The sequence below is a fragment of the Actinomadura logoneensis genome (assembly GCF_003428695.1).
GTDB lineage: Bacteria > Actinomycetota > Actinomycetes > Streptosporangiales > Streptosporangiaceae > Spirillospora > Spirillospora logoneensis.
The window spans coordinates 1-7,198 of sequence record NZ_QURH01000246.1; the positions used below are offsets into that span (position 1 = coordinate 1).

Below are 7,198 nucleotides of genomic sequence, written 5' to 3' on the forward strand. Positions count from 1 at the left end.
ACGCGGTCGGCGGGCAGCAGCGCCAGCGCCGCGCCGCCGCTGCCCTCCCCCAGCAGCAGGCAGAGCGTGGGCGCCCGCAGCGTGATCAGGTCGGCGAGGCAGCGCGCGATCTCGCCCGCCAGCCCGCGCTCCTCCGCCTCCGGCGACAGCGCCGCGCCGGGCGTGTCCACGACGGTCAGCAGCGGCAGCCCGAACTCGGCCGCGAGCCGCATCCCGCGCCGCGCGACGCGCAGCCCGGCCGGTCCGAGGGGCCGTCCGACCCGCTGCGCCGCCCGGTCCTGCCCGATGACCACGCACGCCGCGTCGCCGAACCGCGCCAGCGCCAGCAGCAGCCCGGGGTCCGCCTCGCCGTCGCCCGTCCCGGACAGCGGCGTCACCTCCGTCGCGCCGTGCGCCAGCAGCTCGCGGACGCCCGGACGCCCGGCGCGCCGCGACCGCTCCACCGACTCCCACGCCGGAACGTCCGCCGACTCGGAAAGAACCGGCACGCCACCAGCACGAACAGGTGGCGTGGACGAACCCGCGGAAGAGCCGCCCGCCCGGCTTACCGGGGGCCGCGCCGCGCACAGGGCGTCCAGGGCCTGTGCGGCGATGCCGGGGAGGTCGTCCACGCCGACGACCGCGTCCAGCAGGCCCTTGGCCGCCAGGTTCTCCGCGACCTGGACGCCCGGCGGGAACGGCTCGCCGTGGAGCGTCTCGTACACGCGCGGTCCCAGGAAGCCGATCAGCGCGCCCGGCTCGGCGGCGGTGACGTGCCCCAGCGACCCCCAGGACGCGAGGACCCCGCCCGTCGTCGGATGCCGCAGGTAGACCAGGTACGGCAGCCCGGCGGCGCGGTGCGCCATGACGGCGGCCGTGATCCGCGCCATCTGGACGAACGCGACGGTGCCCTCCTGCATCCGCGTCCCGCCGGAGGACGGCGCGGCGAGCAGCGGCAGCCCCTCGGCGGTGGCGCGCTCGACGGCGGCGACGATCCGGTCGGCGGTGGCGACGCCGATCGATCCGGCCAGGAAGGCGAACTCGGAGACGACGACGGCCACACGGCGTCCGCGCAGGAGCCCGGAACCGGTCAGGACGGCCTCGTCATGCCCGCTGCGTTCGCGCGCCCGCGCGAGGTCCGCCGCGTAGGCGGGGCTCGGCGCCGTGTAGGCCGGCGGGACGTCCCAGGACTCGTAGCTGCCCGGATCAAGGACCCGGTCCAGCAGGCCGGCGGCGTCCGGACGCTCCGGCGAACCGTGCGCGCCTCGCAGGCTGGTCCCCATGTCCGGCAGGCTAGTGGCCGCGCGTCGCGGCGCTCAGATCAGGGGTGCCTGCGGGATGGTCAGCACCAGGTGGGCGCCGATGTCGCTGTCGGCGACGACGAGCGTGCCGCCGTGCGCCTGGGCGATGTCGCGGGAGATGGGCAGGCCGAGCCCGGAGCCGCCGTGGTCGCGCTTGCGCCCCTCGGCGAGGCGCTGGAACCGCTGGAAGACGCGTTCGCGGTCGGCGCGCGGGATGCCCTCCCCATCGTCCGCCACGGTGAGGACGGCGTCGGCCCCGCGGGCCTCGACGGTGACGCGGACGCGGGTGCGGGCGTGCCGGGCGGCGTTGTCGAGCAGGTTGGTGATCAGTCGGAGCAGCGGGCCGCGGGCGCCGAGGACGATCACGTGCGGTTCGGTCGCGACCTCGACCGGGACGCGGCGCTGCCGGGCGCCCTCCTGCCGGGCGAGGTCGCCGAGGTCCACGGGTTCGCGCTCCAGCGGCACGCCCGCGTCCAGCTTGGCCAGCAGCAGCAGGTCGGTGACGATGCGCTGGAGCCGGTCGGCGTCGTTCAGCGCGGACCGGGCGACGGCGGGCCAGTCCTCGTCCTCGGGGTGCTCCAAGGCGACCTCGAGCTGCGCGCGCAGGCCGGTGAGGGGGCTGCGCAGCTCGTGCGAGACGTCCCCGACGAACTGCCGCTGCCGGCTGACGTTCTGCTCCAGCCGGTGCAGGGTCACGTTGACGGACGCCGCGAGCTGCGCGATCTCGTCGTGCGTCTCCGGGACGGTCACCCGCCGCAGCCGTCCCGGCCCGGACCCGGTCACCTCGGCCAGCTCGGTGCTCATCCGCTGGACGGGCCCCAGCGCGCGCCGCACGGCGAGCCAGACCGAGAGGGCGACGATCGCGAGCGCCACGGGCACGGCGAGGGCCAGCAGCACGGTGAAGTACTTGCCGGTGTGCAGGAAGCCGGGCAGGGGCTCGCCCGCGTAGAGGATGCGCCATCCGGCGGGCGTGTAGATGCGGGAGGCCACGATGTACGCCTGCTCGCCGGACACGGTGGCCGTCCCGGTGACGGTCGGGTGCTCGGCCACCGGCCGCAGGTCGATGATCGGCGGGCGGCCGGCGACCGCCGAGCTGGAGGCCAGGACGTCGTGGCGGTCGTCGAGCACCTGGAGCAGCGAGAAGCCGGTGTCGCCCGGGTGCAGCGCGCCCGGTCCGCGCGGGTCGCCGGCGCGGACCGTCCCGGCGAGGGTGGCCACGGCGTGTTCGCCGCGGTCGTGCAGCGAGCCGTAGGCGGTGTGCCGGACGGCGGCGTAGAAGCCGATGGCGCCCGCGACCAGCAGCACCCCGACCACCACGGTCGCGGCCACCGTCACCCTGGTGCGCAGCGACCAGGGTCCAGGCGGCCAGCGGCCCGACATCTTCCGCGTCCTCCCCCGTCGCAGCGCCATGCGGCATGAAACCGCCCGAAGGCCCACGCTGAAGGTTGCGGCCGTCGCAGCGCCATGCGGCATGAAACCGCCCGAAGGCCCACGCTGAAGGTTGCGGCGGCCGTACGCCACCTTCCGCGCGCGGGCTGGCCGTACCGGGACGATCCGCTTACGCAATCTTGTGCGGAAAGCGACCTTCAGGCCCTCTACCTGGGCGAACATGCCGGTGGCCGGGACGGGCCGTGCCGTCACCGTCCCGGCCACCGGGCGCCCCGCCGGCCAGAGCGCCCCAGCGGCGGGGAGGGGAGGGAGGCTCCGGGGAGCCGCCGTTCGGTCCCATCCTGAGCCAGAAATCCCTATAAAGTCAACTGTTTTTATAGGAAATACCGGGGACCGATGTCCGCGCGGCCGGGGCCTCCCACCCCTGGGGTCCCATGCCGCGCGGACACCGTCTCCTTGCCGCCGACCGCCCACCCGTCTCCGCGCCGAGCGGGTTCCCGGGGATGAGGCGGTCGCCGAACCGAGACCCACTCTGCCCCCCGTTCGTGCACGGCCCGCTACATCCAGATGACGATCACGTTTCGCGGTTCCGTGCGGATGGGGCACCATGTTGGGCCGGGACGTTCCGGAGTCGATCCGGACAGGAGCAACGAAAGGGGCCAGTGGACGGCATGGACGGACACCGGCCCGAGCCTTCGCCCCAGCCGCCCGTCCTGGGCGCGATCGGGTCCGCGGCGCCGCTGGAGGCGTCCGACCCGCGGGCGGTCGGCGCGTACCAGCTGCTCGGGCGGCTCGGCGCGGGCGGCATGGGCACCGTGTACCTGGGCGTGGACCCCAACAGCGGCGCCCACGTGGCCGTCAAGGTCATGCGCCCGCACCTGATGGACGACCCCCGGTTCCTGCGCCGGTTTCGGGACGAGGCCCTGCTCGCCGGACGGGTCGCCTCGTTCTGCACGGCCCGCGTCCTCGCGCACGGCGAGGAGGGCGGCCGGCCCTACATCGTCAGCGAGTACGTCGCGGGAATCTCGCTCCAGCAGCGCATCACGTCCGGCGGTCCGCTGCCCGCCGCCGACCTGCACGGCGTCGCGGTCGGCGTCGCGACGGCGCTGGCCGCCATCCACGCCGCCGGGCTGGTGCACCGCGACCTCAAGCCCGCGAACGTGATGCTCACGCTGTCCGGCTGCCGCGTGATCGACTTCGGCATCGCGCGGACGCAGGGCTCCCCGGGCTCGTCCGGCACCGCCGGGACCGTCCTCGGGACGCCCGGCTGGATGCCGCCCGAGGTCCTCCGGGGCGGCGCGGCCTCCCCCGCCGCCGACGTGTTCGCCTGGGGCTGCCTCGTCGCGTACGCGGGCACCGGACGCCTGCCGTTCGGCGAGGGCACGGCCCCCGAGATCGCGCTGCGCGCCGCCACCGAGGAGCCGGACCTCGCGGGCCTGCCGCCGCAGCTCCTGGCGGCCGTCCGCTCGGCGCTCGCCAAGGACCCCGCCGCCCGGCCCTCCTCGTCCGAGCTGCTGATGACCCTGGTCGAGCAGCCGGCCGCGGCCGACACCAAGGCGGAGACGCGGGTCATCGGCGCCCTCCCCGCCGCGCCGCCCGCGCACGAGGACGACCCGACCGCGCACACCCAGGCGTTCGCCGCCGTCCAGGAGCACGCGCACACCCAGGTGTTCCAGCCCGTCCAGGACGAGACGGCCCCGGCGGCGACTCCCTCGCACCTCCGGACGCGCCTGCTCGCCGGAGTGGGCGCCGCCGCCGCGACCGTCCTGGTGGGCGCCGTGGCCCTCGGGCTCTCGGACCAGAGCGACGCGGCCCCGCCGCCCAAGCCCGCGCCGACCGCCACGGCCCCCGTCCCGGCGCCGACCACCCCGGTGGCGAAGCCGAAACCCAAGCCCAAGCCGAAACCGAAGCCGAAACCCAAACGGAAGCCGAAGCACAAGAAGCACAAGAAACGCCACGGCCACTAGCCGCTCGGGCCGTGCCTCGGCGTCAGCGCCCGTGGCCCGGACGCGGGGGGTGGTCAGGTGCGCCAGATGAGGATCAGCGCGCAGTCGTCGTCCCGCTCGGCGGCCATCAGCTCGACCAGCTCGCGCGCGCCCTTGCGGAACCCGTTGGGGACGAGCCGCTCCGCCTCGCCCAGCAGCCGGTCGATCCCGGCGTCCAGGTCGCTGCCGGGCGCCTCGACCAGCCCGTCGGTGTAGAGCAGCAGCGCGTCCCCGGCGCCGAGCTGCCCGCCCTCGGGCACGGCCGCCAGGTCCGGGATCACGCCGAGCACGACGCCCTTCGCCGGGCTCACCCGCCACGTCCCGCTGCCCGCGTCGAACTGCACCGCCGGCGGGTGCCCCGCCGACTCGACCGTGTACTCCCCGGTCGCCAGGTCGATCACGACGTGGACGGCCGTGACGAACCCCTCGTCCCACTTCTGCCGGTGCAGGTAGGAGTTGCACGCGGGAAGGAACCGCTCGGTCGGGACGGACCCCAGCAGGCCGCCGAACGCGCCGGACAGCATCAGCGCCCGCGTGCCCGCGTCCGTCCCCTTGCCCGACACGTCCACCAGCGCGACCTCGAGCACCCCGTCGTGCAGCGCCGAGACCACGAAGTCGCCGCCGAACGACGACCCGCCGGCCTGCAGCATGACGACCTGCGCGTCCCACCCGTCCGGCAGCGGGGGCATCTCGCCCTGGCTGCGCAGCCGGTCGCGCAGCTCCAGCAGCATGGAGTCGCCGCGCAGCCCCATCACGCCGAGCTGCTGCCGCGTCCGCGCCAGCGTGACCGCGAGGACGGCCGTCACCGCGAGCGTCGCGACGATCCCCGGCCCGGTGTTGCTGGGGGCCTTCCAGGCGTCGTAGCCGACCATCACGGCCACGACGCCGAGCAGCACCGCCAGGCTGCGCACGCGCAGCAGCAGCCCGCCGCCGAGCAGCGTCAGCACCAGCGCGCCGGACGGCGACCACCGCTGCGACTCGACCGCCCCGAACCCGAGCACGATCGCGAGCAGCGCTAGCGCCCCGAACAGGTACCGGTCGCGCGACTGCCTGCCCCTCCGCAGCCACCTGTACAGCGCCACGAGCACGGGGATCCTTCGCAGGAACGCGCGTACTCGCGGCGGAAGCAGGTGCACCAGACGTTGAAGCATGACGTGGGCACTGTACCGAGCATCCGCACGAACGGCCCGGGTTCCGCGCCCCCGATCCCCGGCGCCCGCGCGTCGCGGAGTTGTCCACAGCACGCGTGCGCCCTTGCGGGACACCCGGTGCGGGGGTGTCCAATGGGTGAACGCCCGCCGACACGGAGGCAACGATGAGCCAGCCCAGCATGCGCATCACGGTCGACGCCGCCATGCGAGCCCGCGACGTCTCGCGCGCCGCCCCCGAAGGCGTCCAGCCCCCGTCCCCCGCACCCGCCGACACGCCGCGCCAGACCCGCGCCGCCAAGAACGAACGCCGCCGCCTCGAAAAACGAGGCCCTCGCCCAACCCCCTGACCCCCGACCCAGCCCCCGCAACGCGACGCCCTCACATCGCACGACCGAGCCCCGAAAGGTCCCAAAGCAACCCAACCTGCCGAGATCGCGCAGCCGGGCCAGGGGGTTTGGGCAGGGTGGGGAGAGCGGGACGGCCTGACCCGGTCGTCGGGTCAGGCCGTGGGCTCGTGCTGGGTCAGGACTCGCGCGGAAGGGGCGGGAGTTCACCCGTCTGCTCGAACGCGCTCAGCATCTTGATGCGCCGCGTGTGGCGCGGCTCCTTGGAGTAGGGGGTGGCCAGGAACAGCTCGACGAAGCGGGTGGCGTCCTCGACGCTGTACTGCCGCGCTCCGAGGCTGATGATGTTGGCGTCGTTGTGCTCGCGGGCGAGGCGGGCGGTGTCGTCGCTGAACACCAGGGCCGCGCGGGCTCCCTTGATCTTGTTGGCGGCGATGGCCTCGCCGTTGCCCGACCCGCCGATCACGATGCCCAGCGAGCCCGGCTCGGCGACCGTCCGCTCGGCGGCACGCAGCACGAACGGCGGGTAGTCGTCCACGGCGTCGTAGACGAAGGCACCGCAGTCGACGGGCTCGTGGCCGTTCTTCTTCAGCCAGTCGACGAGGTGCTCTTTCAGCTCGTAACCGGCATGGTCGCTTCCGAGAAACACGCGCATGCGCCGATTCTCGCAGGTCGCGATTGATCTTGGGACGGCGGCGAGGGGTTTGCGACCGGACGCGCTCGGGTCAGGCCGGAGGCGCGGGCGGGTCGTCCGCCTCACGGCTTTCCGCCTTCCGCTCCTCGGCAGGTTCGGACCCGGAAGCGGGGGCGGGATCGGAAGCGGGTGCGGAGGCGGAGGCGGGTGCGGAGGCGGGAGCAGGGTCGGAGGTGGGAGCAGGGTCGGAGGTGGGAGCGGGTGGAGGCGCGGGAGCCGGAGCAGGTTCGGACGCGGAAGCAGGAGCGGGAGCAGAGGCGGGCGCGGGTGCGGAGGCGGGCGCGGGAGCAGAGGCGGGCGCGGGAGCAGAGGCGGGCGCGGGAGCAGAGGCGGGCGCGGGAGCAGAGGCGGGCGC

At 74.9% G+C, this 7,198-nt stretch carries 6 protein-coding genes; 2 read left to right on the top strand and 4 right to left on the bottom strand.

What is annotated here, in order from left to right; all coding sequences use genetic code 11:
- Positions 1-1,262 (bottom strand): carboxyl transferase domain-containing protein (locus tag DZF91_RS14315; protein ID WP_117357962.1); only part of this gene is annotated, 1,262 nt, incomplete at its 3' end.
- Between the two features lie 33 nt (positions 1,263-1,295).
- Positions 1,296-2,660, bottom strand: coding sequence for a sensor histidine kinase (locus DZF91_RS14320; RefSeq protein WP_158587944.1), 1,365 nt, complete (start codon positions 2,658-2,660; stop codon positions 1,296-1,298).
- Positions 2,661-3,340: 680 nt separating this feature from the next.
- Between DZF91_RS14320 and DZF91_RS14325 the strand changes: the two genes are divergently transcribed.
- Positions 3,341-4,636: a serine/threonine-protein kinase gene (locus tag DZF91_RS14325; RefSeq protein ID WP_158587945.1), complete on the top strand. Its 1,296-nt coding sequence runs from the start codon at positions 3,341-3,343 to the stop codon at positions 4,634-4,636.
- A gap of 53 nt (positions 4,637-4,689) precedes the next feature.
- Here the strand turns inward: DZF91_RS14325 and DZF91_RS14330 are convergent, their stop codons facing one another.
- A complete protein-coding gene (locus DZF91_RS14330) occupies positions 4,690-5,805 on the bottom strand; it encodes a PP2C family protein-serine/threonine phosphatase (protein WP_117357964.1) in 1,116 nt (371 codons plus the stop codon).
- A 164-nt stretch (positions 5,806-5,969) separates the two neighbouring features.
- Between DZF91_RS14330 and DZF91_RS38925 the strand changes: the two genes are divergently transcribed.
- The gene (locus tag DZF91_RS38925; RefSeq protein ID WP_147341149.1) at positions 5,970-6,152 is read left to right on the top strand and encodes a hypothetical protein; all 183 of its coding nucleotides are present in this window, start codon (positions 5,970-5,972) and stop codon (positions 6,150-6,152) included.
- Between the two features lie 175 nt (positions 6,153-6,327).
- Here the strand turns inward: DZF91_RS38925 and DZF91_RS14335 are convergent, their stop codons facing one another.
- Positions 6,328-6,804, bottom strand: a complete 477-nt coding sequence (locus DZF91_RS14335) for a ribose-5-phosphate isomerase (protein ID WP_117357965.1) — start codon at positions 6,802-6,804, stop codon at positions 6,328-6,330.
- Positions 6,805-7,198 lie beyond the last annotated feature (394 nt).

Bases quoted from the DNA above. Each gene is read 5' to 3' on its own strand.
- DZF91_RS14320 (WP_158587944.1), bottom strand. From the start codon at position 2,660: ATGTCGGGCCGCTGGCCGCCTGGACCCTGGTCGCTGCGCACCAGGGTG.
- DZF91_RS14325 (WP_158587945.1), top strand. From the start codon at position 3,341: ATGGACGGACACCGGCCCGAGCCTTCGCCCCAGCCGCCCGTCCTGGGC.
- DZF91_RS14330 (WP_117357964.1), bottom strand. From the start codon at position 5,805: ATGCTTCAACGTCTGGTGCACCTGCTTCCGCCGCGAGTACGCGCGTTC.
- DZF91_RS38925 (WP_147341149.1), top strand. From the start codon at position 5,970: ATGAGCCAGCCCAGCATGCGCATCACGGTCGACGCCGCCATGCGAGCC.
- DZF91_RS14335 (WP_117357965.1), bottom strand. From the start codon at position 6,804: ATGCGCGTGTTTCTCGGAAGCGACCATGCCGGTTACGAGCTGAAAGAG.